The following is a 25,254-nucleotide window of genomic DNA, read 5'->3' as shown; positions in this document are numbered from 1 at the left end:
CGATAGCTCGCTGGTTGGCTCAGAAGGCGAAGTCGTCCTCGGGCAGGCTCATCAGGCAGCCGGCGCCGGCCAGCAGTGCCTCACGGTGGGCGTCGGCCCTGGGCAGGATCCTGCGCAGGTAGAAGTCCGCCGCCGTAAGCTTGGCCCGGTAGAACGCTGCCTCGCCGCTGCCCGCAGCCAGGGCCGAACTGGCCGTGCTCGCGGCCTGCAACCATAGCGCGGCCAGCACCACGTAAGCCGAATAGGCGAGAAAATCCACCGACATCGCGCCGATCTCCTGAGGGTCGCGCCGGCAGGCTTGCAGCACTGTGTCAGTCAGTGCGCGCCACTCTTCAAGGCGCGCTGCGACCCGTTCGGCCAGCTCCGGCACGGCGCCGGCCTGATCCACTTGCGTCGCCAGTTCATCGATCAGCGCATTGAGCTCCGCGCCGCCATCGCCCAGCACCTTGCGACGGATCAGGTCCAGGGCCTGGATGCCGTTGGTGCCCTCATAGAGCTGGGTGATGCGACTGTCGCGCATCAATTGCTCCATGCCCCACTCGCGGATATAGCCGTGCCCACCATAGAGCTGCACGCCGAGGCTGGCCACTTCCTGGCCGCAATCGGTGAAGAAGGCCTTGACGATGGGAATCAGCAAGGCCGCGCGGCGCGCCGCGGCCTGGCGCGTATCGGCATCGACGGCGCCATGCTCCAGGTCCAGCTGGCGGGCGCTGTAGGCCGCCAGCATGCGGCAGCCTTCGGACAGGGTTTTCTGGGTCAGCAGCATGCGCCGCACATCCGGGTGGACAATGATCGGATCGGCCGGCTTGTCCGGCGCCGCCGGGCCGCCGAGTGCCCGCGACTGCAAACGCTCGCGGGCATAGGCCAGGCCGCCCTGGAACGCCGCCTCGGCGATGCCCAGGCCCTGCAAGCCGACCTGGAAGCGCGCATCGTTCATCATGGTGAACATGCAGGCCAGGCCCTGGTTCGCCTCACCCACCAGCCAGCCACGGGCGCCGTCGAAGTTCATCACGCAGGTGGAGGCACCCTTGAGGCCCATCTTGTGCTCCAGCGCGCCGCAGCTCACGGCATTGCGCTCGCCCAGCGAGCCGTCGCCGTTGACCAGGCGCTTGGGCACCAGGAACAGGCTGATGCCCTTGACCCCGGGCGGTGCATCGGCAAGACGGGCGAGCACCAGGTGGATGATGTTGTCGGTGAGGTCCTGATCGCCGCCGGTTATGAAGATCTTGCTGCCATCGAGCCGGTAGCTGCCATCGGCCTCGGGCCGGGCACGGGTGCGCAGCAGCGCCAGGTCGGTGCCGGCCTGGGGTTCGGTCAGGCACATGGTGCCGGTCCATTCGCCACTTACCAGCCGGGCCAGGTAGGTCTGCTTGAGCGCGGCGCTGCCGTGGTGGTCCAGGGCCAGTACCGTACCTTCGGTCAGCCCCGAGTAGGCGCGAAACGCCAGCGAAGCGCTCATCAGCATCTCATGGAAACTGGCCGCGACCATCTGTGGCAAACCCTGGCCACCAAAGGCCAGCGGCCCGGTCATGCTCGCCCAGCCTTGCCCGGCATACTGCCGGTAGGCCTGGCGGAAGCCGTCCGGGGTGATCACTTCGCCGTCCTGCAGGCGGCAGCCCTGCTCATCGCTGTTGCGATTGAGCGGCGCCACCACCTCGGCGGCGAAGCGTGCGGCCTCTTCCAGCACGCCATCGATGGTCTCGCGGTCCAGGCCGTTGTCCAGTTGCTGGCAGTGGCCTTGTACATCGAACAGTTCATGCAGCACGAATCGCATGTCGCGCAGCGGTGCCCGATAGTTCATACCCGGCCCTCCAGCACATCGGCAAAGCCCTTGCCCGCCGCCACCAGCCGGCCAATCAGGGCAGCCGCTTGCCAGTGCTCGCCGAGCATGCGCTGCAAGCGCTCGAGACGATCCTGGATAGAAGCCAGGCCCTGGCCGTCGGCCCAGGTCATCGGCCCGCCCACCGCAGCCGGGAAGCCATAGCCGTTGAGGTAGACCAGGTCGACGTCATGGCTGTTGGCGGCGATGTTCTCCTGGAGAATCTTCGCCCCCTCGTTGACCAACGCCAGCAGCGAGCGCTCGAGAATTTCCTGGTCGCTGATGGATCGCCGCCGATAACCCAGGCCGCTGGAAATCTCCATCACCAGCGCGTCGACCTCGGCATCCGGCTCGGCCTCGCGGCTGCCCTCGGCATAGCGGTAGAAACCGCGCCCGCTCTTCTGGCCGAAGCGGCCCAGCTCGCACAGGGCGTTGTCCACCTGTATCAACGGGTTGTCCATGCCCTGCCCGGCCAGCTGGCGGGCACGCCATTCCAGGTCGACGCCGACCACGTCGTACATGCGAAACGGCCCCATGGCAAAGCCGAAGGCCTGCAACGCGCCATCCACCTGGCGGGGCAAGGCGCCTTCGAGCAGCATCTTGCGCGCTTCGTTGGTGTAGGTCTTGAGCATGCGATTGCCAATGAAGCCAGGGCAGTTGCCGGCCACCACCGCCACTTTGCCCAGGCGCTGGCCGAGCACCCGAGCGGCATCGAGCACGGCCGCCGAGGTGTGTTCGCCACGGACGATCTCCAGCAGCTTCATGATGTGCGCCGGGCTGAAGAAATGCAGGCCCAGCACCTGCCCGGGGCGCCCGGTGACCGCGGCGATGGCGTCGATGTCCAGTGCCGAAGTGTTGCTGGCCAGGATCGCCGCCGGCTTTAAGGTGGCATCCAGGGTGCGGAAGATCTCCTGCTTGAGCTCGAGGTTCTCGTAGACCGCTTCGATCACCAGGTCGACGTCGGCCAGCGCCGCGTAGCTGTCCACCGCCTGCACCCGCGCCAGGTGCTCACTGGCCTGAGCCTGGCTGATACGGCCCTTGACCACCTGCTGGGCCCAGGTGTCCCTGGCCGCTTTCAGCCCCGCCGCCAGTACCTGCGCGTTGCTGTCGAGCCACAACACCGGAATACCGGCACTGGCCAGGCTGATGACGATACCCCGGCCCATGGTTCCGGCCCCCACTACCGCAGCCTGCTGCACATCGATTCCCTTGCTCACATCGGCACTCCCGGTTCGGAAAGAAGGATTGCCGACACACTAGGCAGGCGCCTACTATTTGAGAAATTTCATTTTCATATGCCTGATATTGGTCAGATGAATATATCTACCTTCGACCTCAACCTGCTGCGGGTCTTCGACGTGCTGCTGCGCGAACAGAATGTCTCCCGCGCCGCCGAGCGCCTGGCCCTCAGCCAGCCCACCGTCAGCAATGCCCTGGCGCGCCTGCGCGAGCTGCTCGACGACCCCTTGCTGGTGCGCATCGGCCGGCGCATGCAGCCCACGCCCAAGGCCCTGGCCCTGGAAGGGCCGATCCGCGCTGCGCTGTTGCAGATCGAACAGACCCTCACGGCAGGCGACAGCTTCGACCCTCGGCACAGCCGCCAGACCTTTCGCCTGGCCATGACCGACTTCGTCGAGCAGTGGTGCATGCCGGCCCTGCTGCGCCGGCTGCAGGACCGTGCGCCGAACCTGCGCCTGGACATCGTGCCGCTTGCGACCAGCCTGCCGGTCGATGCCCTGGATCGTGGCCAGCTCGACCTGGTGGTGGGCCGCTTCAACGACATCCCGGCACGCTTCGTGCGCCATCTCTGGCGCAGCGAAACCCTGCAGATCGCCCTGCGCAAGGACCATCCGCAGGTCAGCGGTGGGCTGGACCTGGATACCTTCCTGCGCCTGCGCCACCTGTGGGTGTATGGCGGCCAGACCCGCGGCATGGTCGATCAATGGCTGGGGGAACAAGGTCTGGTGCGGCAGATCGTCTACACCACGCCCAACTACCTGCAGGCGGCGCATCTGGTGGCGGAAACGGATCTGTGCGTGGTGCTGCCAACGCAACTGGCCCGGCGCTTTGCCACCCTGTTGCCGTTGCAACTGTTCGACTTGCCGTTCGCCCTGGAGGCGTTCGACACCGACGTGGTCTACCTGGCCCAACGCGGACAAGAGCGGGCGCTCAGTTGGCTGGTAGGGGAAATTTTGCAGCTGTAGGAGCGGGCTTGCCCCGCGATTGCGGAGTATCAGCCACATCGCAATCGCGGGGCAAGCCCGCTCCCACAAGTATCAGGCGCGGGCTTTTTTCGCCGCCCGCACATGCAATACCGCGCCCATCAGCGCCACGACAATCGCCGCCGCACCGGTGGAGATCACCAGCACCTGGTAGTCCGGCACGAAGGCCATGGTCACCAGGCAGCCAATGATGAACACGATCACCAGGTAGGTCAGCCAGGGGAACAGCCACATCTTCAGGCGGATCTCCTTGCCCTCGGCTTCCAGCTTGCGGCGCATTTTCAGCTGCGAGAAGGCGATCACCAGGTACACCAGCAGGGCAATCATGCCGGTGGTGTTCATCAGCACGTCCAGCACGTCTTTCGGACGCAGGGTCTCGCTGAAGTTGATCAGCGCGACGAACACCGCCACCGAGCAGGAGCCGATGATGGCGAACACCGGCACGCCCTTGCCGGCGCGGGTGATCTTGAAGAACGACGGTGCATCGCCACGGCTGGCCAGGGAGAACAGCATGCGCGAAGCGGTGTAGTGCGCCGAGATCAGGCAGCTGCTCACCGAGGTCAGGACCACGAAGTTCATTACGAACTCAGCGCCCGGGATGCCCAGCAGTTCCAGGGTACGGCGGTAGGAGCCGTAGCCCGACTGGCCCAGCAGTGGATCGTTCCACGGCACCAGGGCGACGATCAGGAAGATCGAACCGACATAGAACAGGCAGACCCGCCACACCACCGAGTTGGTGGCCTTGACGATCTGCTCGGACGGGTTCTTCGACTCGGCCGCGGCGATGGTGACGATTTCGGCACCGAGGAAGGCGAACATCACCCCGAGCATGGCCACCACCACCGACTCCATGCCGTTGGGCATGAAGCCCTGGGCCGTGAGGTTGCTGATGCCGTGCACCGCGCTGCCGGACCAGAGGTTGAACACCGCCAGGCTACAGACCACAAGGAAGCATATGATCGCCACCACCTTGATCAGCGCGAACCAGAATTCGAACTCACCGTAGTGCTTGACGTTGAAGAAGTTGACGCTGATCAGCACCAGGGTGGTGGCCAGGACGAAGGTGTTGACGCTGATCGAAGGGAACCAGCCATGCAGGATCTTGCCCGCCACATAGGCTTCCCAGGCCATGAGAATGACCCAGAACCACCAGTACAGCCAGCCGATGGTAAAACCGGCCCAGCGGCCGATGGCGCGCTCGGCGTAGGTGGAGAACGAACCGGTGTCCGGCGAAGAGGTCGCCATTTCACCGAGCATGCGCATGATCAGCACCACCAGGATGCCGCCAGCCAGGTAGGCCAGGATGGCGGCGGGGCCGGCGCTGTGGATCACACTGCCGGAGCCGACGAACAAGGCGCCGCCGATGACCCCGGCGATCGACATCATGGTCAGGTGGCGAGACTTGAGCGAAGCGCTGAGCTTGCTCTCGTGCTCCACCTTGGCTGTGGAAGTGGATGTGGATGTTGCGTCCATCTGTAACTTACCTCGTATTCTTTTTATAACTGGCGATAACAGACCCCTAATGTAAAAATGTCTGACAAAGAGAGCCATGCACAGCAGACAGTAAAATCCACTGCACTGTACAGGCCGCCCGACCAGTACACCCCGTTCTCCTGCAGGCGCCCGGCGGTACGCACCCCCTGAAGGCACAGCTTCCCGATGCTTGAATTACGACCCGATGCAGCGCCGCCACTGGTCAACCAGATCATCAACGGCCTGCGTGAACTGATCGAGAACCAGACTCTCAAGCCCGGCGCCAAGGTCCCCTCGATCCGCGCCTTTGCGGCCACCTACTCGGTCAGTACCTTCACCGTGGTCGAGGCCTACGACCGCCTGGTCGCCCAGGGTTTGCTGGTCAGCCGGGGCAACGCGGGGTTCTACGTCAATCGTGCGGTGGTCGAAACCCGGGCCAGCGATCCTGTGCCAGACAAACCGGCATTCGACTCCGAGTGGTACCTGCAGAAGATCTTCGAAAGCCGCCAGCTGCCGTTCAAGCCGGGCTGTGGCTGGTTGCCCAATGACTGGATGTACGAGGATGGCCTACGCCGGGGCATGCGTCAGGTCGCCAGCAGCGTGCTGGAGCTCAGCGGCTACGGCGACCCCATGGGCCTGCTGGAACTGCGCACCCTCACCGCGCAGAACCTGCAACAGGACCTGCGCATCGTCGCCAACCCGGCCCAGTTGATGCTCACCCATGGCGCCAGCCAGGCCCTGGACCTGGCGGTGCGTACCCTGGTGCGCCCGGGGGACGTGGTGCTGGTGGACGATCCCGGCTACCCCAACTTGATGAGCATCCTGCGTTTCCACGGCGCGACCCTGGTGGGCGTGCCGCGCACCCCGCACGGCTATGACCTGGACCAGCTCGAACGGCTGCTCGAACACCACCGCCCGACGGTGTTCTTCACCCAGCCGCACCTGCACAGCCCGACCAGCTCGCGCGCGCCGCTGGCGCAACTGCATCGCCTGCTGCAACTGGCGGCCCGGCATGGTTTTCGCCTGGTGGAGAACAACCTGTACGCCGACATGATCGGCGAGCCGCTGCCCTGCCTGACCAGCCTCGACCACCTGCAGCAGGTGGTGTATGTGGGTAGCTATTCCAAGAGCATCTCGCCCAACGTGCGGGTCGGTTTCATGCTGGCCAACCCCGAGCTGATGCAGCAGCTGCTGCAGTTGAAGATGCGTTCGGGGCTGACCACCTCCCAGGTGATGGAGCGGGTGGTGTATGCGGCGATCACCGACGGCCGCTGGCGCAAGCACCTCAAGCGCCTGCGCCAGCGCCTGGCCGAGGCGCAGCAGGAGGTTAGCCAGCACCTTGACCGACTGGGCTTCGAGCGTTTTGTCGAGGGTGATGAAGGCATGTACCTGTGGACCCGCCACCCGGCCATCGCCGACAGTGCGGCGCTGGTGGACGATGCCCTGGAGCAGGGCATCATGCTCGGCCCCGGGCAGCTGTTCATGGTCGATTCGCGGCCCACGGGCTGGATGCGCTTCAACGTGGCGTTCAGCACCGCGCCGGAGCTGTGGGAGAAGCTTGAGCGGTTGCTGGTCAAGCATGCACGCCGCTGACAAGTGGGCCATTGGAGACCTGACATTTCTATCAGTATCCACACTCCGCGATCCGAAATAGATTGGTTCCAGCCCGGTAACGGGTACCTGGCGGGGTGCATCTTCCCCGGACCGAGTTGAACGGAACCCTCAATCAGAAGGATCAAGACATCATGAGCACTTCAACCCAAAATGCCCCGACCGTCACCTTCGATCCGGCACGACCTGAAGTCGGCGCTACAGTTACGGTGCGAAGCCCACATATTAGAGGACTCACGGGTTTACAGTTCCATATGAACGAGACTGTTAAACAGGTCACCGTAGTACCAGACGCCCAGGGGGGCTTCGTATTCACTATGCCGGATATCGTCGGTGGCGTTCTTGTCGTAAGCTGGTTCGACGGAGGCGCAAGCAGCCCGCTGTCAAATTTGATTGTCGATGCCAAAAAGCACCAGCACTGACTCGCCACGCGCAAATTACGTTGCGATGAGCCCCCACAGGTCTTCGGCCTGTACCGATCCCTGTGGGAGCAACTGTCTTTTGTAGGAGCGGGCTTGCCCCGCGATTGCAATCGGTCAGTTACATCGCATCGCGGGGCAAGCCCGCTCCTACAGGCCATAGCCTTTTTCCTGTGGGAGCCTGCGATAGTCGCCCGCCCCAAGACGCCCTAACGCAACGCCTGCAACCCCTGAAAACTCGGCATCGCGCAGGCCGGACAGCTCCTGGATTTCTGCGGCACGGCCGTCAGCGCGGTGTACAGCACGATCACCAGGCACAACAGCGGTACAGCATAGGCGCGAAGGCTTTTTATTTTCATTGTCAGCACTCCTCTCCCCTGCACAGCGAAGAATCAACGCTCGTCGACGGTCACGATCTCCCGACGCTCGGCCATGCTCGCCGGTACCAGGTCCTCATCGGTGAAGAACTGCTGGTACCACTCGCGCAGCTGGTACACCGGCCCGTCGTTCTCGGCCAGCACCGGCTTGTCGATGCGGATCTTGTGCTTCCAGATGTCCACGTCCTGGTAGAACGAGGCACGGTTGCCCATGACATAGGCCTGGGCCACTTCACGGTTCTGCTCCTCGCTCCAGCCCGGCACGCGCTTGACCATGCAGCCGAAACGCAGCTGGAAGCTGTCGGGCGTCACCGGCACATGGCTGTTGAGCAGGATGGCATGCACCCGCACCTCGCCGAACATCGAGCTCAGGTGGGTGAAGTGGGTCGCCGGGCCGTAGTAGGCCGATGGCGCGATCAGGTCGCCGCCCAGGCGCTCGGAGTCGCCATGGAAGATCTGCCGGCCGATATGGCCTTCGAAGACGTTGGCAAAATACTTGGTCGGCGTGCCATGCACCGGGCCGAAGTGCTGGGCATCGACCAGGTTGTCGACCAGCTCCCGCGGGTTGGTGTCGATCAGCATGGTGTCGATGTTCCACTCATGGATCCACTCGTCGCTGTCCATCTCCTCCAGGTGCGGAATGATCACGCCCTCTTTCGGCGGCCGGCCCTCGGGGTTGTTCCAGACGAACAGCAGCTTGTTCTCTTCGCAAGTCAGCCAGCTGCGGGTCTTGGCCTTGGGCGGGATGCGCTTGCAGTACGGAATCTCCACGCACTTGCCGCTGGTGTCGTACTTCCAGTGGTGGAAGGGGCAGACCACGGTATCGTTCTCGATGGTGCCCTGGGACAGGTCGGCACCCATGTGCGGGCAAAAGGCGTCGAGAATGCTGATCTTGCCCTGGCTGTCGGCGAAGGCCACCAGGCGGGTGCCGAAGATGTTCAGGGTGTGCAGCTTGCCATCACGGTAGTCGGCGGCATCACCCAGGCAGTGCCAGCCACGGGCATAGCGGTGGGTGCGCTGGGTGTTTTCGATGCTCAGTTCTGCGAGTTTCGTCATGTTCTTGTTCTTCCTCTGGTGCAAACCCGGGTCGGGCGATGCCAGGGCTGAGCGCCAGCACCTTCCCCTACCCGACATCATTGAGCAGCCGTCGCCGGCCGCTCATCCTTCAAATGGACTAGATCGCCGTTACTGCCCTGCCCGGCGCGCCGCCTCCGGGCCGAAGTCGCGCGGGCTGAAGCCACCCTTGTTGAGCACATAGCCGTTGCGCTGTTCGTTGATCAGGTTGAAGGCCAGGTAGCTGCCGGCGTTGAGGTCGTGGTACAGGCCGACTCCGGCCTGGGGCACCTGGCTTTCGTAGGCATAGAAATAGTTGACCATCGAGGTGCGCCACAGCTCGCCACGGTTGTCGTAGTTGTCGGCCAGCATCGGGAACCAGGTGTCTTCGTCGATGTACAACTTGCGCTTGCCGTACAGGTGGCGGTAGCCGGGCTTGAGGGTGCCTTCCAGCTCCCACACGCGGTGGCGCTCATAACGCATGGCCTGGGGATTGATGTGGCCCGGGGTGAGCAGCTCGGCGTATTTGAGTTCCGGGGCATGCAGGCGGTAGGTGTTGTAGGGGATGAACATCTCGCGCTTGCCGACGATCTTCCAGTCGTAGCGCTGGCCGGAGCCGTTGAACAGGCGCACCTCATCGACGGTGATCGAGCCGCCGGAGCCCGGGAAGGCCATGTCGAAGCCATAGCCCGGCGACTGCCGCACCCGCCGCGTGCCCGGGTCGTAGCGCCAGCTCTGGCGCGGCTCGGTCTTGTCGTTCCAGAACTCGGTGCCGGTGTTGATCTCGCCCTTGTCGCGCTGGGGCAGCAGGGTTTCGTTGAGGTAGAACGAGGAGTTGCCCACGGTCTCGCCAATCTTGCCCGGCTGCAGCGCCGGCGCCAGGTTGCGCGAATGTACCCGGCCCCAGTTGATGTTGCCGTCCTTGAGCACGTAGGCGTTGTCGGAAACGTACTCCTCGGTCCAGGCCCGCAGGGTGAAGGTCGAGGCGTTCTTCAGCAGTTCCAGGCCGCTGCGCGGTACCGGGAACGGCGTGCCGCCGGTCTTGCCCACCACACCTTCGCCGTCGTCCACCAGGCGCGCCAGGCTGGCGTTCTCGCGGGTTGCCTCACACACCGAATCGGCAAAGCGAAAATCCCGGTGGGTCGGGTAGATCGGCATGTTGAAGGTTTGCGGGTAGAGCTTGAACAGGGCTTTCTGCCCGTCGGACAGGTAGTCGGCGTACTGCGCCAGGTTAGCGGCAGTGATCACGAACAGCGGCTTCTCGTCCGGGTAGGGATCGACCGGATGATGGCCGGTGCCCTTGAACTGCACCTGTGGAGGCACCCCCAGCCACTTCCCGGCATAGGGCGGGATGCTGCCGTCGGCATTGCCGCGCTTGTCGGCGCCGACGCAGGTCAGCTCGCTACCCAGGCGCGCCACATCCTCCGGCGCGGCCTGCAGCGGGCCTGCGGTGGCGCAGCCCAGGGCCAGGGCCAGCAACCAGCGGCGAGAGTCGGCGTGGGCCTTGGGCACACAGAAATTACGCTCGGTCATTGTTGTTCTCCATGGTTTCCGATAGCGGTGGCCCAGTATCGGCAGCGCGACAAAGGCCAGGCATCGTCTGCTCGGACTAACGCATTTTTACCCCGCCGCCTTCACCGCCGGCGGCAAGGCACCGGGCGGCCCCAGGGCCACCACGCTGTTGAGCAGGATGCGCACAAGCTCCGTCTGGCGCCGTACACCGGTCTTGGAGAAGATCGAGCGCAGGTGCGCGCGGGCGGTGTTGCGGCGGATATTGAGCAGCTCGGAGGCTTCCTCCAGCGACAGGCCGTTGGCCAGTTCCAGGGCCAGGCCGGTTTCCGCCGGCGTCAGGTTGTACAGCTGCGAGGTCGCCAGGTTGCTGACCAGCGACTTGCCCACCGCATCGCGTACATAGACCACCACGGTGGGCTGGCCCTTGCCCTCGACCCGCTCCTGGCACGGGATCAGCTCCACCACCACGCCGAGGTTGACCTGCCCGGACGGCCGCGAGATCGACAGGGCGGCGGCGCTGCACTGGCCGTTGTCGCCCTGGCGCGCCCGCTGGAAGGCCTCGCGCACCAGGCGCGACAGCTCGCGGTTGTCGCTCGGGTAGGTCGCCTCCAGGCGCCCGCCCACCAATTTGAGGCCATCGTTGCTGTCGAGAATGTCCCGGGCCACCGGGTTCAGTTGCAGCACACTGGCGTTCTCATCGAGGACGATGGTCGCCACCGACAGCCGACTGATGGCCTCGAAGTACAGGCTGCCCAGGGACTGGCTGCGGTCAAGCAGCGCATGCAGGTGCAAGGCCCGGCGCAGGTGCGGCAACAGCATCGCGCACAGCGCCCGGTCGGCCTCGCAGAAGGTCGGCTGGTCACGCCGGCGGTTGATGCGAAAGCGCAAGCGGCCGCCATCGGGCATGCCGATATCGGCGCCGAGCATCTGGTGGCAGCCGTAGGGCTGGCAATACAGCAGGTAGAAGGAGGAACCGAGCCATTCCTCCTCGCTCATCAGGTCGTCGATGGTGAACACCTGGTCCAGCGGCAGATGGTTGAACGGGGTCGACTTGCTGTAATAGGCATAGTGCTGGATCTCGCCGGCCCCCGGCACCTCGCCCACCGCCAGCATCGGCGACAGGTACGGCTCGTCCACCGCGCGCAGGATCAGGGTGACGATATGCGCCTGGAACAGACCCTGCAGCTGGCGCAGGCAGTCGGCCATGCGCCGGGTATCCAGGGCGCCGTCGTAGAGATCGCCGATCAGCTGTTCATACCCCTCCATGTCGAGCCCCATCTGCGCCAGGACCTGCGAGTTCGGCATACGGCTTTGCATAGACACACCCCCAAGGTGGTTCAATCGGTAGGAGCGGGCTTGCCCCGCGATTACGCTCTGCTCTTCAAACCGCATCGCGAGGCAAGCTCGCTCCCACCGGCAAGCCCGCTCCCACAAGCGGCCGACCCTGGTTGAACCAGGCGGCCAGGGCCGGCAGCAGGAAGATCGCCCCCAGCACGTTGACCAGGAACATGAACGCCAGCAGGATGCCCATGTCCGCCTGCAGCTTGAGCGGCGCAAAGGCCCAGGTGCCGACCCCGACCGCCATGGTCAGGGCGGTGAACACCGCCGCCGTACCCCGTTGGCACATGGCCAGGTAGAACGCCTGGCGCAGCCCGGCACCGGCGGCCATCTCGTGCTGGATGCGCTCGTACAGGTAGATGCCGTAGTCGACCCCCACCCCGACCCCCAGGGCCATCACCGGCAAGGTGGCGACCTTAAGGCCAATACCCAGCATGGCCATCAGCGCATTGCACAGGATCGCCACCACCCCCAGCGGCACCAGGATGCACAGCACCGCCCGCAGCGAGCGGAAGGTCAGCAGGCAGAACAGCGCCACCGAACAGAACAGCGCGGCGAGCATGATCACTTCAGCGTGCTTGACCGCCTCGTTGGACGCGGCCATGACCCCGACATTGCCGCCGGCCAGCCTGAACTCGACCTCCGGCGCCTGGATACCGGCGATGATGCGCTTGGCTTCCTTGACCACATGGAACACCGTGGCGCCTTCGTGATCGTTGAGGAACACCAGGATCTGCATGCGCTTGCAGCCTTCGGTGACCAGCCCCGAATCCGCCGAGTAGGCCAACGAGCCCTGCTGCAGGCCCCGGGACGAACCGGGAATGGCCGACCAGCGCGGGTTGCCTTCGTTGTTGCCGGCGATCATTTCCTTGCCCATGCCGGCCACGCTCTGCACCGACTGAACCCCGGCCACCGCACGCATCTGGAAGTCGAAGGCCTCGACTGCGCGCATCACCTGGGGGTTGAGGCAGGCCTCGTCGCCGGCATGGGTCTGCAGGAACACCGCCAGCACATCCAGGCCGATGGAATAGCTGCCGATGATGCGCTGGTTGTCCTGGTTGTAGCGCGAGTCGGCGCGCAATTCCGGCGCGCCGACGCCGATATCGCCGACCTCCAGCTGCCGCGCCTTGACCACCCCCAGCGCCAGCAGCACCAGGCTCAGCGCGAACACCGCCAGCGCAGGCTTGGGCTCGGCCAGCGCCGAAAGGCGCCACCACAGGGCATGGCGGGTGCTACGCGGCTGCGACTTGGCAGCCCGGGCCGGCATCGACAGCCCCGCCAGGATCAGTGGCAACAGCATCTTGTTGGTGACGATCATCAGCATCACACCGATGCAGGCAGTCACCCCCAGTTCATGGACGATGGGAATGTCGATCAGCATGATCACGGCAAAGCCCAGGGCGTTCATCAGCAGTGCAAGAGCGCCGGGGATGAAGATCGCGCAGAACGCCGAGCGCGCAGCACTGGCGGCATCGCTGCCGGCCAGCACGTCCTGGCGCCAGGCGTTGCTCATCTGCACGGCATGGGACACGCCGATGGAAAAGATCAAAAACGGCACCAGCACCGACATCGGGTCGATGCCCAGGCCCAGCAACGGCAGCAACCCGAGCAGCCAGACCACCGGCAGCAAGGCCACCAGCAGCGCCACCAGGGTCAACGCCTGCGAGCGGGTATAAAGCCATAGCAACAGCGCCGTGATGACGAAGGCCACGGCGAAGAACAGCAGCACCGTGTTCAGCCCCTCGACCACATCGCCCACCAGCTTGGCGAAGCCGACCACGTTGATTTCGATGTCATCGCTGTTGTAGCGGGCGCGGATCTCCTCCAGGCGCTGGGCGATCTCGACATAGGACACCGGCTGGCCGGTCTTGGGGTCGGTGTCCTGCAGGTCGGCGCGCACCAGGGCCGAACGCTGGTCGTTGGCCAGCAGGCGGCCGACCTGTCCTGCGCGGGCGGCGTTGCTGCGCACCTTGGCCAGGTCCTCGGCGCTGCCGGCGTACTGCGGCGGCACCACCAGGTCACCGACATAACCCTCTTCGGTGATCTCCACGTAGCGCACATTGGGGGTGAACAGCGAAGTCACGCTGGGGCGGCTGACCCCGGAGATGAAGAACACATCGTCGGTGACCTTCTGCAACACGTCGAGGAACTGCGGGTTATAGATGTCGCCCTCGCCCTTCCAGCGCACATTGACCAGCAGGCGGTTGGCGCCGGTGAACACCCGGCTGAAGTCGAGGAAATTGAGCATGTAGTCATGGCGCACCGGGATCTGCTTGTTGAAGCCCGGATCCAGGCGCACCTGGGTGGCGCTGTAGCCCAGGCCCAGGCTGAGCAGCAGGAACAGCATCAACCAGAAGCGTCGATGGGTGAACAGCAGGTCGGCGCAGCCCTGTACGCCGCGTTGCAGCCAAGCGGAAGAGGAAGTCATGGCAAGCTCACTGTGCATGGGCGGCCAGGCCGCTGTCCGGTCCTTGGGAAACGCCGCGCTCGCCGGCCACCAGCAGGTGCCGGGCATTGAGCGCCACCGCCGAGGTCAGGGTGCCCAGGCCGCTGCGCCTGGCGCTGTCTTGCAACTGGCCGCGGGCGTCGAGGCGAATCAACTGGCTGCCGGCCCCCACCAGCACCAGCCCGGCGTCACCCGGCAGGCGGGCATGGCCGTAGATCGGCTGTCTGCTGTGCAACTCGACACGCTGCCAACTGTCGCCAAAATCCTCGCTGCGAAACACCTGCCCGCGCATGCCGTAGGCCACCCAGTGCGACGCCGACAGGCTGACCACGCCGAACAGCGAGCCGTTGTAGAACGCCGGCAACTGCTGCCAGTGCTGGCCGCCATCGTCCGAGCGCAGCACCAGACCCTGCTCGCCCACCAGCATGCGCCGGCCCTGGCGGTCGCCGTCCATGCCGTTGAAGTGCGCACCGTCGCCGGGCAGCTCGCGCGCTTGCCAGTGACGGCCGGCATCATTGGATTCCAGGTACTTGCCATAGCTGCCGTAGGCCACCACCTGCTGGCCGTCGCCACTCCAGACACCGAGCAAAGGCTCGCCCAGCTCGGCGTCGTAGCGGCTTTCCTGCCAGCTGCGGCCACTGTCGTCCGAGCGCAGGATCCAGCCATCGTGGCCGACGGCAACCAGGGTCTGCGGGGTCAGGGCGATCAGCCCGGTCAGGGTCGCTTCGCGCTCGGCGGAGACCCTGGCGGCCTGCCAGGAGCGGCCGCTGTCGAGGCTGGTCAGCAGGGTGCCGCGCTCGCCGGCCGCCAGCAACTGCGGGCCGTTGGCGAGCAAGGCATTGACCTGCACGCGGTCGACCTGCAACTGCGTGGCGGCCAGGGGCGCCGGGTTACGCGGGGCGAAGGCGAAGGCCACGGCCGCCAGGATCACGCCGCTGACGGCGTAACCGATCAGCTGGCGCATGGCGACCTCCGGGATGAACGTCGTGGAAAATGGCACATGGGGCGGTGATCCTGTTGTTATTGTCAGCCGGATCATCAAGCCGCCCCCGGCGCCGCTACATCGTCCAAACGGCCTAGTCAGGCCAGCTCGAACAACCCTGCCGCGCCCATGCCGCCGCCAATGCACATGGCCACCACCACATAGCGGGCACCGCGCCGGCGCCCTTCGAGCAAGGCGTGGCCGACCATGCGCGCCCCGGACATGCCGAACGGATGGCCGATGGCGATGGCGCCGCCATTGACGTTCAGGCGCTCGGGCGGGATGCCCAGGGCGTCGCGGCAATGCAGCACCTGGCTGGCGAAGGCTTCGTTGATTTCCCACAGATCAATGTCGGCCACCGTCAGACCGAAGCGCTTGAGCAGCTTGGGCACCGCCAGCACCGGGCCGATGCCCATTTCCTCCGGGGCGCAGCCGGCCACGGCGATGCCGCGGTAGATACCCAGCGGGGTCAGGCCGCGGCGGCGTGCCTCGGCGCGGCTCATCAGCAGGCAGGCGGCGGCGCCGTCGGAGAACTGCGAGGCGTTGCCGGCGGTGACGAATGCGCCCTGCTCGATCCACTGGCCGTCCTTCCACACCGGCTTGAGCGCGGCCAGGTCCTCCAGGCGAGTGCCCGGGCGATTGCATTCGTCGCGGTCGACCCACACCGACTCATGCCCGGTCGGCTTGCCCTCCTTGTCCAGGCACAGCTTGTTGACGGTAAGGCCGACGATTTCCTCGTCGAACAGCCCGGCACGCTGGGCCGCGGCCGTGCGCTGCTGGCTGTGCAGGCTGTACTCGTCCTGGGCGGCGCGGCTGATGTTGTAGCGGCGCGAGACGATCTCGGCGGTTTCGATCATCGGGATATAGGCGCTGGGCATCACCTCCAGCACCGCCTCGGAGCGGGCCCGGTAGCTGTTCTTGTGCTTGGTCTGGGTCAGCGACAGCGACTCCACGCCGCCGCCGATGGCGACGCTCATCTCACCGGCGAGGATGCCCTTGGCGGCCACCCCGATACTCATCAGCCCCGAGGCGCACATGCGGTCCAGGGCCATGCCCGGCACGCTGTCGGGCAGGCCGGCGGTGTAGGCGCACAGGCGGCCGATGTTGTAGCCCTGGGTGCCCTGCTGCACCGCGGCGCCCATGATCACATCCTCGACGGCGTCGGCCTCGATGCCGGCGCGCTCGAGCACGGCGCGCACCACGTGACCGCCCAGCACGGGCGCCTCGGTGTCGTTGAACGATCCGCGAAAGGACTTGGCCAGGGCGGTCCGGGCGGTGGCGACGATCACTACTTCATTCTGGTCCATGCACAGGCTCACTCGGTTACGGGGTTGAAGGTGTAGCGGCTGATGGTGTCGACCACACAGCCCGGGCGCTCCTGGCCCTCGATCTCGACGCTGATGCGCACCACCAGCTGCACGGCGCTGCCGAGGGCTTCGGCGCGCAGCACTTGGCCGCGTCCGCGCACTCGCGAGCCGACCCGCACCGGCGCCGGAAAGCGCACCCGGTCGCAGCCGTAGTTGACGCCCATGGCCAGGTTGTCGACGCTCATCAACTGCGGCATGAACAGGTTGGCCAGGGCCTGGGTCAGGTAGCCGTGGGCGATGCAGGCGCCGAACGGGCCGCTGGCGGCGCGCGCAGGGTCGACATGAATCCACTGGTGGTCACCGGTGGCCTCGGCGAACAGATCGATGCGCGACTGCTCGATGGTCAGCCAGTCGGTATGGCCCAGGTCCATGCCCTGGGCGTCGAGCAGTGCCTGGGCACTGGCAAATACATGAGTCATGGGGCGCTCCTCAGGCCTGTTGCGAACTGACCGACAGCACTTCGCCGACCATATAGGAGGCGTAGTCGCTGGCCAGGAACATCATCACGTTGGCCACTTCCCAGACTTCGGCGGCGCGGCCGAAGGCTTCGCGGTTGGCCAGGCTTGCCAGCAGCTCTTCGCTGGAGGCCTTCTTGAGAAAATCGTGCAGGGCGATGGACGGCGCCACAGCGTTGATGCGCACACCGAACTCGGCGGCTTCCAGGCCGCTGCAACGGGTCAGGGCCATGACCCCGGCCTTGGCAGCGGCGTAATGGGCCTGCTCCTTCTGCGCCCGCCAGCCGAGCACCGAAGCGTTGTTGACGATCACCCCGGCGCCGCGTTGCTGCATGGCCGGGAGCATGGCGCGGGTCATGCGGAAGGTGCCGGTGAGGGTCACGTCGATCACCTTCAGCCATTCCTGGTCGGTCATCTCCACCAGGGTTTTCTGCCCGCCCAGGCCTGCGTTGTTGATCAGCACATCGACGCCGCCCAGGGCGCTTTCGGCGCTGGCGACCAGGGCCTGCACCTGTTCTTCGCAGGTGACGTCGCAGAGCTGGCCGTAGACTGCCTGCAGGCCGGTTTCGGCTTTCAGGCGCTCGACCGCTTCTTCCAGCCGGCGTGGGTGCACATCGGAAATCATCAGGGCCCGGCAGCCTTCCTCGGCGCTGCGCCGGGCGGCCGCGTAACCGATCCCGGCGCCGGCGGCGGCGGTGATCAGCACGGATTTGCCGGCCAGCAACTGGTGGCCGGGCACGTAGGGGGGAGCTTGTTTCACAGCGATAATCTCCAGGGAATCAATACGCTGTCAGGTATAAAGACTCGCCTGGATGGGGACATCGTCAAAACGGGGTATGAAGCGATCGCAGGCTTCGCCAGCTCCCACAGCTTTCATGGTTTGGTTGGAGTATCTGTGGGAGCTGCCGACAGGCTGCGATCGGGCGCGAAGCGGCCGCAAAGCCTGACACCACCGAACACCCGACCAACCGCGGCGCCCCGATTGCGACTGCTGCGCAGTCGATCGCAGGCTTCGCCAGCTCCCACAGTCGTCATGGGTTTGCATGAGTCTCTGTGGGAGCTGCCGACAGGCTGCGATCGGCCACGTCCAACGAGGAAACCTCAGCTCCCCCACACCTTCTGCGCCTTCGGCGCCTCGGCCAGGATCTCGCCCACCGCCGCCCCCACCTCTTCCACCCGCCACAAGGCCCCCTTGTCACGGGTCGTGCCGGTACGCCAGCCATCCCCCAGGGAAATACGCCCGCCCTGGCTCTCGAACACCTGCCCGGTCACATGCCCGGACTGCTCGCTGCCCAGCCACACCACCAGCGGTGCGACGTTCTCCGGGGCCCAGGCATCGAAGCTGCCGTCCTCGGGCTTTTTCACCAGTTCCGGCATGGCGCTTTCGGTCATGGCCGTGCGCGCCGCCGGCGCCAGGGCGTTGGCGGTAATGCCGTAGCGGGCCAGCTCCGCCGCCTGCACCAGGGTCAGCGCGGCAATCCCGCCCTTGGCCGCGGAGTAGTTGGATTGGCCGATCGAGCCCTGCAAGCCGGCGCCGGAGCTGGTGTTGATGATTCGCCCAGCCACCGGCGTGCCGGCCTTGGCCAGGTCGCGCCAGCGCCGCGCCAGCAGGTTGGCCAGGCAGTAATGGCCCTTGAGGTGCACGCGCATCACCGCGTCCCAGTCGTCTTCGCTCAGGCTCAGGAACAAGCGGTCGCGCAGGATGCCGGCATTGTTGACCAGCACATGCACCTCGCCGAACGCCGCCAGGGCGGCATCGACAATGCGCCCGGCGCTGTCCAGGGTGGTGATGTCGTCGCTGTTGGCAATAGCCTGGCCGCCGCTCGCGTGGATCTGCCCGACCACATCGCGGGCTGCTTCGGCGCGGATATCGTTGACCACGACATTGGCCCCTTCGGCGGCGAACGCCAGGGCATAGGCGCGGCCCAGGCCGCCACCGGCGCCGGTGATGATGACGGTGCGTCCGTTACAGATAGGCATGGCAAACTCCTGTGAGGTCTAGAGACGTTCGATAATGGTGACGTTGGCCTGGCCGCCGCCTTCGCACATGGTCTGCAGGCCGTAGCGACCGCCGCTGCATTCCAGCTCGTTGAGCAGCGTGGTCATCAGCCGCGCGCCAGTGGCGCCGAGCGGGTGGCCCAGGGCGATGGCGCCGCCGTTGACGTTGGTCTGCGCCGGGTCGTAGTCCAGCTCCCGGGCCCAGGCCATGACCACCGAGGCGAAGGCTTCGTTGATCTCCACCCGGTCGATGTCGGCCATGCGCAGGCCGGCCTTTTGCAGGGCCTTGCGGGTCGCGGCGATAGGTGCGGTGAGGTGCCAGATCGGGTCGTCGCCCATCACCGTCAGGTGATGGATGCGCGCCCGCGGGGTCAGGTCGTAGCGCTTGAGCGCCGCTTCCGACACCACCAGCAGCGCCGCCGAGGCGTCGCAGGTCTGGCTCGACACCGCGGCAGTGATCGACGGGTACTGTGGGTCCACCGGCTCCAGCCCGGCCATTTTCTCCAGCGTGGTCAGGCGCGGTGTCTCGTCCACGCGCAGCTGCTGGTAGGGCACGATCTCGCGGTCGAAGCGTCCGCTGGCCATCGCTTCCAGGGCGCGCTGGTGGCTTTGCAGGGCGAAGGCTTCCATCTGCTCGCGGCTCAGTTGCCAGTGTTCGGCGATGCGCTGGGCGGCATAGAACTGGTTAACCGGCTGCTGGCCAAAGCGTGCGCGCCAGCCGACGCTGCCACTGAACGGGTCGACAAAGCCCAGGGGCTGGCCGGCAAGCATCGCCGAGCTGATCGGGATCCGCGTCATGGTCTGCACGCCGCCCACCGCCACCACATCCTGGGTGCCGCTCATCACCGCCTGGGCGGCAAAGTGCAGCGCCTGTTGCGACGAGCCGCACTGGCGATCCACGGTGGTACCCGGCACACACAGCGGCAGGCCGGCGGCCAGCCAGCTGGTGCGGGCGATGTCGCCGGCCTGGGCGCCGATGGTGTCGACGCAGCCGAAGATCACATCGTCGTAGTCTTCGGCAGGAATGGCGTTGCGTTGCACCAGCGCCTTGAGCACATGGGCGCCCAGGTCGATGGCGTGAACCTCGGACAGCGCGCCCTTGCGCTTGCCGGTGGGGCTGCGCAGGGCGTCGATGATATAGGCCTCTGGCATGGATCAGTCCTCGAAGGTATGGCCCGGGCCGAGCCGGGCGCCAGCGGCGAACAGGTAGTCGCCGACACGGGATTTATGAAAACCGCGGTCGCCCCAGGCCGCGTCCAGCGACCAGGCGCGCTTCATGAACATCTGCAGGTCGACCTCCCAGGTGTAACCCATGGCGCCATGCACCTGGATACCCTTGCGCGCCGCCAGCCAGCTGGCTTCGCAGCAGGCCAGGCGCGCCTGGGACACCCAGCGCCCGGCGCTGGCATCGCCCCGGGCCAGGCCATGGGCGGCGCGGTACAGCACAGGCTTGGCCTGTTCGATCTGCCGGGCGACGTCGGCCAGGTGGTGCTTGACCGCCTGGAAGCTGCCGATCGGCTTGCCGAACTGCTTGCGCTGGGCCACGTAGTCCACCGACAGATCGAGCATGCGCTGGGCCAGGCCCAGCAACTGCCCGGCCACCGACAGCGCGCCCCGATCGAGCAACTGCGCCTGCAGCGCCCGCCCCTGTTCGCCATCGATCAGCAGGGTCGCCGAAGTGGCCTGCCAGCTGACCCGGCCCAGGCGGCGCGAGGCGTCGATGCTGGGGTTGGCCTCGACGTCGACTTCGGCACGCGGCACCGCGTGCACGGCGTCGCCGTCGAGCAGAATCAGCACTTCGGCCAGCTGGGCGTCGCTGACCAGCGGGTTGACCGGGTGGCCGATGGCCAGGCGCACACTGCCGTCGGCAATGCGCGGCAACAGCCGGGCACGGGCCGGATGCTCGGCCGGCAGGCCGGCCAGCAGCCCGGCGGCGACATAGGCGGTATCGGCCAGCGAGTCGGGAATGGCGTAGTAGCCCAGCTCCTGGGTCATCAGCGCCCAGGCCACATCGTCCATGCCCAGGCCGCCTTCGGCCTCGGGCACCGACAAGGCGGTCAGGCCCTGGGCGGCGATCTTGTTGCGCAGGTCCGGGGAGCGCCCGGCGTCGGTGTCCCAGATTTCCCGGAGCATCTCCGGGGCCGCTTCGGTCATCAGAAACCGACTGATGGCTTCGCGAAAGCTCAGCTGGTCATCGCTAAAGGTGAAGTCCATGGCCCGCTCCTACTTCGGCAAACCGAGCATCCGCTCGGCAATGATGTTGCGCTGGATTTCGTTGGTGCCGGCGTAGATCGGCCCGGACTGGGCGAACAAAAAGCCCTCCAGCCAACCGGCGGCATCGCCCGCCGCAGGAGCCCCGGCCAGCAGCTCGCCACGGGCGCCGAGCAGGCGCATGGCGGTGTCGTGCATCTTCAGGTCCAGCTCCGACCAGATGATCTTGTTGATGCTCGATTCGGCGCCGATCTGCGCGCCGCGGCTCAGCCGCCCCACCGTGTGGTAGGCCGACAGGGCGTAGGCTTCGGCGCCCATCCAGCAATCCTGCACGGCATCGCGCAGGCCCGGGTCGCGGTCGGCACTGGCCTGGTGCGCCAGGTACAGCTCCACCAGCTTGCGTGCGGTGTACTGGAAGCGCGCCGGCGAGCGCAGCAACAGGCCGCGCTCGAATCCGGCGGTGGCCATCGCCACATGCCAGCCCTCGCCCTGGGCGCCGATGCGGTTGTCCACTGGCACCCGCACGTCGTCGAAGAACACTTCGGCAAAGGCGTCCTTGCCGTTGAGCGCCTTGATCGGGCGAATGCTCACCCCGGGCGCGTCCAACGGCACCATCAGAAACGACAGGCCGTGGTGGCGGCTGGAGCCCGGCTCACTGCGGAACAGGCCGAACAGCCAGTCGGCGAAGATCGCCCGGGTCGACCAGGTCTTCTGCCCGTTGAGTACATAGTGGTCGCCTTCGAGCACCGCCTTGCTGGTGATCGCCGCCATGTCGGAGCCGGCATTGGGCTCCGACCAGCCCTGGGCCCACATGTCCAGGCTGGCGGCCATGCGCGGCAAAAAGCGCTGCTTCTGCTGCTCGGTGCCGAATTCCATCAGGGTCGGGCCGAGCAACAGCTGGCCGTTCTGGTTGACCCGCATCGGCGCGCCGGCACCGTAGTATTCCTCTTCGAAGATCAGCCACTCGATCAGGCCGCAACCGCGCCCACCGAGTGCGGCCGGCCACATCACCATCGACAGGCGGCTGTCGAACAGCTTCGCCTCCCAGGCCCGGTGCTGCTCGAAGCCTTCGCGGGTGTCATAGCTGGCCAGCGGCTGGCGCGGCAGGTTGTCCTTGAGCCAGGCGCGCACTTCGGCGCGAAAGGCGATCTGTTCGGGGGTGTAGGTAAGTTCCATGGCGATCCCTCAGAACTTCGCGTCGCGTTTTTCGACGAAGGCCCGGCGCGTCTCGGCCGAGTCCGGGCTGCTGTAGGCCTGCAGGGTGAAGCCCTGCTCCCAGCGGTACTTGTCTTCCAGGTTGCCGTCTTCGATGCCGTTGAGCGCTTCCTTGGCGATGCGGATCATCTGCGGGCTCTTGCTGGCGATGCGCGCGGCGATCTCCAGGGCGGTCTCGCGTAGCTGTTCGCGGGGCACCACACGCTCGATGAAGCCGTACTGGCTGGCCTCGCGGGCACCGATGCTGTCGCCGGTGAAGAACAGGTAACGCACCTTCTGCACGCCGAACAGGCGCTGCAGGTGGGCACCGCCGCCCATGGCGCCACGGTCCACTTCCGGCAGGGCGAAGCTGGCGCACTCGGCGGCGACGACAATGTCGGCGGCGCCGGTGATGCCGATGCCGCCGCCCAGCACGTAGCCGTGCACCGCGGCGATCACCGGCACGGGGCTGCGGTGCACGGCCTTGAAGGTGGCGTAGTTGCCGGCGTTGACCGCGACGATGCGCTCGGGGTGGGCATCCAGCTCCTTGATGTCGACGCCGGCGCAAAAGCCCCGGCCCTCGGCACGAATGACGATGACCCGCACCTGCGGGTCGGCACCCAGGGCTTCGATCTGCTCGGCCAGGGCCTGCCATTGCTGGCTGTCCAGGGCATTGACCGGTGGCTTGGCGATCACCAGCTCGGCGATGCCTGCATTGAGTTGGGTAGTAAAGGCCGGATTCACAGGGCTTCTCCAGTGTTCGCCAGGCGAACTGAGGGGGTTGTGTCACAGCCCGGCTGGCGCCGGGCCGACAAGGCGTCCAGGCAGCGCTCAGCCTCGGCGGCGATGCCTTCGATTACGTCACGGCAACTGAGCAGTTCATCGATGGCGGCCGCCACCTGGCCGCTGGGCAGGATGCCCTCGTCCGGCAGGCCGTCGACCATCGAGCGTTGCAGCAGCACCGGCTGGTTGGCGGCCATCACTACCTGGGACAACGCCGCCGGGTCTTCGCGCAGGCCGCGCAGGAACACCCCGAGCATGTGCCCCAGGCTCATGCCGGTGTGCTGCTTCCACTGCCAGGCGCTGCCCAGGGCGATGCGCAGGCGGCCGAACGGCCCGGCCTGCTCCAGGCGGTTGATGAAGGGGTTCTCGATCATCCGGTGGCGCATGCCGTCCACCGCCGTGGTCACCCGCACCTGCTGCGGGTCGCTGACCTTCAGGTAGTGCGCCAGGGTCGCCGCCGGGGTCGGTGATTCGCGGGTCATCAAAAAGCGCGTGCCCATGGCGATGCCGCTGGCGCCTGCGGCCAGCGCCGAGGCCAGGCCACGGCCGGTGGCAAAACCGCCGGCGGCGATCACCGGCACGCTGACCGCGTCCAGCACCTGGGGCAAGAGGATCGAGCTGGGCACGCCACCGGTATGGCCACCGCCCTCGCCGCCCTGGATGGTGATCAGGTCGGCGCCCAGGGCCTGGGCCTTGAGCGCATGCTTGACCGCGCCCACCGTGGGGATGCACAGCACCTTGGCGGCCTTGAAGCGGGCGATGGTCTGCGCATCCGGGCCGCGTCCGTAGCTCACCGCGCGCAGCCGGTAACGAATGGCCAAGTCAACGCACTGCGCGGCGTTGTCCTGGAACATATGGAAATTCAGGCCGAAGTTGCTGGCGCCGGTGGCGTCGATGACCTTGCGGATCTCGCCTTCCAGGTCCTTGCCGGCGATGGTCGCCCCGGCCAGGAAACCGAAGCCGCCGGCCTGGGTGGTGGCGATCACCAGGTTGGCGTCGGCAACCCAGCCCATGGCCGTCTGCACGATCGGGTAGCGGCAGCCCAGGGCCTCGGTCAGCGGGGTATTGAGCCAGGCGCTCATGTCGACTGCTCCTGGCGGTTGGCCTTGGCCATGCCCTTGGCATCGAAACCGCCGAGCTTGTCGCCCGACAGCAGCTCATTGTGGGCATGGGCGAAGTGGTGCCAGGCGAACGCCGCGTCCATGGCCGCGCGCTTGCCCTGCAGGTCCTCGACATGGTTGATCGCCTGCTTGGTCAGGGCCAGGCCCATGCGCGGCTGACGGGCGATGTTGGCCGCCAGCGCGTAGGTTGTCTGCTCAAGCTCGGCGGCCGGCAGCACACGGTTGACCATGCCCAGCTCATAGGCGCGGGCCGCGCTCATGCGCTCGCCGGCAAACAGGAACTCCTTGGCGATGCGCGGGTTGAGCTCGTAGGGGTGGGCGAAGTACTCCACCCCGGGAATGCCCATGCGCACCACCGGGTCCTGGAAGAAGGCATCGTCGCTGGCGACGATCAGGTCACAGACCCAGGCCAGCATCAGCCCGCCGGCGATGCAGGCGCCGTGGACCATGGCGATGGTCGGCTTGGGCAGCTCGCGCCAGCGCCGGCACATGCCCAGGTACACCTCCTGCTCGCGGGCATACAGCTGTTCGCCGCCAGGCTTGTTGGTGTGGTCCCACCACAGGTGCGCGCGCTCGAACGGCTTGTCGATATCGCGCCCCGGGGTGCCGATGTCGTGCCCGGCGGAAAAGTGCTTGCCGGCCCCGCGCAGGACGATGACCTTGACCTGGTCGTCGTCCACCGCCCGGCGCAGCGCGGCATCCAGGGCATAGGTCATCTGCGAGTTCTGCGCGTTGTTATAGGTCGGCCGGTTCAGCGTCAGCGTGGCGATGTGCTCGGCCACGCTGTAGAGCACCGGCGCCTCGGTCTCGTAGACCGCACGGTCCTCGCGGACCACGAACGAACTGTCGCTGCTGTGCATGTTGGCGCTCCTT

The 25,254-nt window shown here is 66.3% G+C and carries 22 protein-coding genes; 3 read left to right on the top strand and 19 right to left on the bottom strand.

Annotation, left to right across the window (positions count from 1 at the left end; all coding sequences use genetic code 11):
* Positions 1–19: 19 nt before the first annotated feature.
* Positions 20–1,801: an acyl-CoA dehydrogenase C-terminal domain-containing protein gene (locus M2D63_RS13655; RefSeq protein ID WP_285863454.1), complete on the bottom strand. Its 1,782-nt coding sequence runs from the start codon at positions 1,799–1,801 to the stop codon at positions 20–22.
* On the bottom strand, positions 1,798–2,985 hold the full coding sequence (locus M2D63_RS13650; RefSeq protein ID WP_405310039.1) for a 3-hydroxyacyl-CoA dehydrogenase family protein: 1,188 nt from the start codon (positions 2,983–2,985) through the stop codon (positions 1,798–1,800). Before M2D63_RS13650 ends, M2D63_RS13655 begins: the two co-directional genes overlap by 4 nt.
* A gap of 147 nt (positions 2,986–3,132) precedes the next feature.
* Between M2D63_RS13650 and M2D63_RS13645 the strand changes: the two genes are divergently transcribed.
* Complete coding sequence (locus tag M2D63_RS13645) at positions 3,133–4,023, top strand: LysR family transcriptional regulator (protein WP_405310032.1); 891 nt, start codon at positions 3,133–3,135, stop codon at positions 4,021–4,023.
* A gap of 72 nt (positions 4,024–4,095) precedes the next feature.
* On the opposite strand, the gene M2D63_RS13640 is transcribed toward M2D63_RS13645, so the two are convergent.
* Positions 4,096–5,514: an amino acid permease gene (locus tag M2D63_RS13640; RefSeq protein ID WP_285863451.1), complete on the bottom strand. Its 1,419-nt coding sequence runs from the start codon at positions 5,512–5,514 to the stop codon at positions 4,096–4,098.
* Positions 5,515–5,700: 186 nt separating this feature from the next.
* Between M2D63_RS13640 and M2D63_RS13635 the strand changes: the two genes are divergently transcribed.
* Together M2D63_RS13635 and M2D63_RS13630 are read left to right on the top strand one after the other, a co-directional pair.
* Positions 5,701–7,107: a PLP-dependent aminotransferase family protein gene (locus tag M2D63_RS13635; protein WP_285863450.1), complete on the top strand. Its 1,407-nt coding sequence runs from the start codon at positions 5,701–5,703 to the stop codon at positions 7,105–7,107.
* A 152-nt stretch (positions 7,108–7,259) separates the two neighbouring features.
* A complete protein-coding gene (locus M2D63_RS13630) occupies positions 7,260–7,547 on the top strand; it encodes a hypothetical protein (protein WP_285863449.1) in 288 nt (95 codons plus the stop codon).
* Between the two features lie 206 nt (positions 7,548–7,753).
* On the opposite strand, the gene M2D63_RS13625 is transcribed toward M2D63_RS13630, so the two are convergent.
* The 16 genes from M2D63_RS13625 to M2D63_RS13550 all read right to left on the bottom strand — a co-directional run bounded on the left by M2D63_RS13625 (position 7,754) and on the right by M2D63_RS13550 (position 25,241).
* Positions 7,754–7,903: a hypothetical protein gene (locus tag M2D63_RS13625; protein WP_285863448.1), complete on the bottom strand. Its 150-nt coding sequence runs from the start codon at positions 7,901–7,903 to the stop codon at positions 7,754–7,756.
* A 33-nt stretch (positions 7,904–7,936) separates the two neighbouring features.
* Positions 7,937–8,977, bottom strand: a complete 1,041-nt coding sequence (locus M2D63_RS13620) for a Rieske 2Fe-2S domain-containing protein (RefSeq protein ID WP_285863447.1) — start codon at positions 8,975–8,977, stop codon at positions 7,937–7,939.
* Between the two features lie 129 nt (positions 8,978–9,106).
* Complete coding sequence (locus M2D63_RS13615; RefSeq protein ID WP_285863446.1) at positions 9,107–10,507, bottom strand: DUF1329 domain-containing protein; 1,401 nt, start codon at positions 10,505–10,507, stop codon at positions 9,107–9,109.
* 87 nt (positions 10,508–10,594) lie between these two features.
* Positions 10,595–11,803 carry a helix-turn-helix transcriptional regulator gene (locus tag M2D63_RS13610; RefSeq protein WP_285863445.1) on the bottom strand — a complete coding sequence of 403 codons (1,209 nt, stop codon included), beginning with the start codon at positions 11,801–11,803 and terminating at the stop codon, positions 10,595–10,597.
* Between the two features lie 64 nt (positions 11,804–11,867).
* Positions 11,868–14,252 carry an RND family transporter gene (locus tag M2D63_RS13605; RefSeq protein ID WP_285863444.1) on the bottom strand — a complete coding sequence of 795 codons (2,385 nt, stop codon included), beginning with the start codon at positions 14,250–14,252 and terminating at the stop codon, positions 11,868–11,870.
* Between the two features lie 7 nt (positions 14,253–14,259).
* Entirely contained in the window at positions 14,260–15,234 is a 975-nt protein-coding gene (locus M2D63_RS13600; protein ID WP_285863443.1) for a YCF48-related protein, read from the bottom strand.
* A gap of 116 nt (positions 15,235–15,350) precedes the next feature.
* Positions 15,351–16,559 (bottom strand): acetyl-CoA C-acyltransferase, encoded by a 1,209-nt coding sequence (locus M2D63_RS13595; protein WP_285863442.1) that lies wholly within the window; start codon positions 16,557–16,559, stop codon positions 15,351–15,353.
* Positions 16,560–16,567: 8 nt separating this feature from the next.
* Positions 16,568–17,038, bottom strand: coding sequence for a MaoC family dehydratase (locus M2D63_RS13590; RefSeq protein WP_285863441.1), 471 nt, complete (start codon positions 17,036–17,038; stop codon positions 16,568–16,570).
* 10 nt (positions 17,039–17,048) lie between these two features.
* Positions 17,049–17,834 (bottom strand): SDR family oxidoreductase, encoded by a 786-nt coding sequence (locus M2D63_RS13585; RefSeq protein WP_285863440.1) that lies wholly within the window; start codon positions 17,832–17,834, stop codon positions 17,049–17,051.
* 341 nt (positions 17,835–18,175) lie between these two features.
* Complete coding sequence (locus M2D63_RS13580; protein ID WP_285863439.1) at positions 18,176–19,054, bottom strand: SDR family oxidoreductase; 879 nt, start codon at positions 19,052–19,054, stop codon at positions 18,176–18,178.
* Between the two features lie 18 nt (positions 19,055–19,072).
* Complete coding sequence (locus tag M2D63_RS13575) at positions 19,073–20,224, bottom strand: acetyl-CoA C-acetyltransferase (protein ID WP_285863438.1); 1,152 nt, start codon at positions 20,222–20,224, stop codon at positions 19,073–19,075.
* A gap of 3 nt (positions 20,225–20,227) precedes the next feature.
* Positions 20,228–21,286: an acyl-CoA dehydrogenase family protein gene (locus M2D63_RS13570; protein ID WP_285863437.1), complete on the bottom strand. Its 1,059-nt coding sequence runs from the start codon at positions 21,284–21,286 to the stop codon at positions 20,228–20,230.
* 9 nt (positions 21,287–21,295) lie between these two features.
* On the bottom strand, positions 21,296–22,459 hold the full coding sequence (locus M2D63_RS13565) for an acyl-CoA dehydrogenase family protein (RefSeq protein WP_285863436.1): 1,164 nt from the start codon (positions 22,457–22,459) through the stop codon (positions 21,296–21,298).
* Between the two features lie 9 nt (positions 22,460–22,468).
* Positions 22,469–23,221, bottom strand: a complete 753-nt coding sequence (locus M2D63_RS13560; RefSeq protein WP_285863435.1) for an enoyl-CoA hydratase family protein — start codon at positions 23,219–23,221, stop codon at positions 22,469–22,471.
* Positions 23,218–24,342: a nitronate monooxygenase family protein gene (locus M2D63_RS13555; RefSeq protein ID WP_285863434.1), complete on the bottom strand. Its 1,125-nt coding sequence runs from the start codon at positions 24,340–24,342 to the stop codon at positions 23,218–23,220. Before M2D63_RS13555 ends, M2D63_RS13560 begins: the two co-directional genes overlap by 4 nt.
* Positions 24,339–25,241: an enoyl-CoA hydratase gene (locus M2D63_RS13550; protein WP_285863433.1), complete on the bottom strand. Its 903-nt coding sequence runs from the start codon at positions 25,239–25,241 to the stop codon at positions 24,339–24,341. Before M2D63_RS13550 ends, M2D63_RS13555 begins: the two co-directional genes overlap by 4 nt.
* Between the last annotated feature and the right edge of the window lie 13 nt (positions 25,242–25,254).

The organism is Pseudomonas sp. BJa5, from assembly GCF_030272875.2.
Classification (GTDB): Bacteria; Pseudomonadota; Gammaproteobacteria; order Pseudomonadales; family Pseudomonadaceae; genus Aquipseudomonas.
Note: the sequence above shows the minus strand (reverse complement) of the source record. Positions and strands in the feature narration are given on the sequence as shown.

Excerpts from the sequence above, each read along its gene's own strand:
- M2D63_RS13625 (WP_285863448.1), bottom strand. The coding sequence starts at position 7,903 with ATGAAAATAAAAAGCCTTCGCGCCTATGCTGTACCGCTGTTGTGCCTG.
- M2D63_RS13590 (WP_285863441.1), bottom strand. The coding sequence starts at position 17,038 with ATGACTCATGTATTTGCCAGTGCCCAGGCACTGCTCGACGCCCAGGGC.
- M2D63_RS13565 (WP_285863436.1), bottom strand. The coding sequence starts at position 22,459 with ATGGAACTTACCTACACCCCCGAACAGATCGCCTTTCGCGCCGAAGTG.
- M2D63_RS13630 (WP_285863449.1), top strand. The coding sequence starts at position 7,260 with ATGAGCACTTCAACCCAAAATGCCCCGACCGTCACCTTCGATCCGGCA.
- M2D63_RS13635 (WP_285863450.1), top strand. The coding sequence starts at position 5,701 with ATGCTTGAATTACGACCCGATGCAGCGCCGCCACTGGTCAACCAGATC.
- M2D63_RS13655 (WP_285863454.1), bottom strand. The coding sequence starts at position 1,801 with ATGAACTATCGGGCACCGCTGCGCGACATGCGATTCGTGCTGCATGAA.
- M2D63_RS13550 (WP_285863433.1), bottom strand. The coding sequence starts at position 25,241 with ATGCACAGCAGCGACAGTTCGTTCGTGGTCCGCGAGGACCGTGCGGTC.
- M2D63_RS13610 (WP_285863445.1), bottom strand. The coding sequence starts at position 11,803 with ATGCAAAGCCGTATGCCGAACTCGCAGGTCCTGGCGCAGATGGGGCTC.
- M2D63_RS13650 (WP_405310039.1), bottom strand. The coding sequence starts at position 2,985 with ATGGGCCGGGGTATCGTCATCAGCCTGGCCAGTGCCGGTATTCCGGTG.
- M2D63_RS13605 (WP_285863444.1), bottom strand. The coding sequence starts at position 14,252 with ATGACTTCCTCTTCCGCTTGGCTGCAACGCGGCGTACAGGGCTGCGCC.
- M2D63_RS13620 (WP_285863447.1), bottom strand. The coding sequence starts at position 8,977 with ATGACGAAACTCGCAGAACTGAGCATCGAAAACACCCAGCGCACCCAC.
- M2D63_RS13595 (WP_285863442.1), bottom strand. The coding sequence starts at position 16,559 with ATGGACCAGAATGAAGTAGTGATCGTCGCCACCGCCCGGACCGCCCTG.
- M2D63_RS13580 (WP_285863439.1), bottom strand. The coding sequence starts at position 19,054 with ATGCCTATCTGTAACGGACGCACCGTCATCATCACCGGCGCCGGTGGC.
- M2D63_RS13645 (WP_405310032.1), top strand. The coding sequence starts at position 3,133 with ATGAATATATCTACCTTCGACCTCAACCTGCTGCGGGTCTTCGACGTG.
- M2D63_RS13600 (WP_285863443.1), bottom strand. The coding sequence starts at position 15,234 with ATGCGCCAGCTGATCGGTTACGCCGTCAGCGGCGTGATCCTGGCGGCC.
- M2D63_RS13640 (WP_285863451.1), bottom strand. The coding sequence starts at position 5,514 with ATGGACGCAACATCCACATCCACTTCCACAGCCAAGGTGGAGCACGAG.
- M2D63_RS13555 (WP_285863434.1), bottom strand. The coding sequence starts at position 24,342 with ATGAGCGCCTGGCTCAATACCCCGCTGACCGAGGCCCTGGGCTGCCGC.
- M2D63_RS13570 (WP_285863437.1), bottom strand. The coding sequence starts at position 21,286 with ATGGACTTCACCTTTAGCGATGACCAGCTGAGCTTTCGCGAAGCCATC.
- M2D63_RS13575 (WP_285863438.1), bottom strand. The coding sequence starts at position 20,224 with ATGCCAGAGGCCTATATCATCGACGCCCTGCGCAGCCCCACCGGCAAG.
- M2D63_RS13615 (WP_285863446.1), bottom strand. The coding sequence starts at position 10,507 with ATGACCGAGCGTAATTTCTGTGTGCCCAAGGCCCACGCCGACTCTCGC.